Annotated in this window: 1 protein-coding gene and 1 pseudogene; both read left to right on the top strand. The window is 43.9% G+C overall.

Going from position 1 to position 1,177, the window contains the following annotated elements:
- A pseudogene (locus tag A3738_RS22725) lies at positions 1-282 on the top strand (valine--tRNA ligase); the annotation flags it as partial.
- A gap of 42 nt (positions 283-324) precedes the next feature.
- A partial coding sequence (locus A3738_RS22720; protein WP_068763869.1) for a ketopantoate reductase family protein occupies positions 325-1,177 on the top strand: 853 nt, incomplete at its 3' end.

Below are 1,177 nucleotides of genomic sequence, written 5' to 3'. Positions count from 1 at the left end.
GGCGAAGAACTGCCAATGTGCGCAACACAGTTGGTTGGCAAAATGGAAGTACTTGTACCAATGGCAGGCTTGATTAACGTTGAAGCGGAGCTTGCGCGCTTGAAGAAAGAAGCAGGTAAAGCGGAAGGAGAAATCAAACGCTTACAAGGAAAACTTGGCAATGAAAAATTCGTCGCCAACGCGCCTGCTGACGTTGTAGAAAAAGAAAAAGAAAAGCTTGCTGCAGCCGAACAAAGCTTAGCGACGCTAAGCGAGCAAATGGAAAAAATCGCATCGATGTAATTCGATGCGGTTTACCTCGTTTTAGTAGATTCTGTCAGCACGATGATCGCAATTGTTGGTGCCGGTGCCATAGGTCAAATGTGGGCCTATAAACTGGGTGCGGACAACTGCGTTTTTCTCGATACCAGACCGAATGGAACCAGTAAAACGATCAACATTACTGTTCAAGATCAACAAGTTACCAATGAGCTAACTGTTCGCCAGCACAATCTACAGACACTCAAAGAAACTAAGCTCTACATCGAAGCAGTATTAATCTGCACCAAAAGTCATGCTGCTTGTTCAACAGCACATGCTCTGGACACTAATCTACTGAAAGCTATTCCTTTCGTTCTTTTCCAAAATGGGATGGGAAGCCAACATGAGATCGTTGAAGGGATTCAGCATCGCCCTATCTACGCAGCAAGTACTACTAGTGGCGCCAATATAGAGAAGCCAAATAGACTCGTTCTAGCTGGTGAAGGTACAACCCATTGCGGCCCTTTAAATAAGCACGCTTCACAACATGATGACTGGCCGTCATCACTAGCAAAAATAAGCTCTCACGCAGACTATAAGCACAATATTAAATCTACTTTGCAGCGTAAATNACTCATCAATTGCGGCATTAACGCGTTCACTGCGATCGAGAATTGTTCCAACGGCCAAATACGATCAACTCAAAGTTTCCAACAGTATTGGCCTTCACTGATTGACGAGTTGAGCGGACTTTCAAATATCTATAAGTTAGAACTGACTAAAACCGATATAGTCGAAATGATCTTATCTGTTTGTGAAACGACCGCTGCGAATATCAGCTCTACCCTTCAAGACGTCCGGCAAGGAAAGAAAACCGAGATTAACGACATTAACGGTTTTGCGGCCAAACAATTAATAGCATCAGGTTTGTCAGCAA

The organism is Oleiphilus sp. HI0066, from assembly GCF_001635725.1.
The sequence above is the reverse complement of the archived record's forward strand: the minus strand, read 5'-3'. Positions and strand labels throughout refer to the sequence as shown.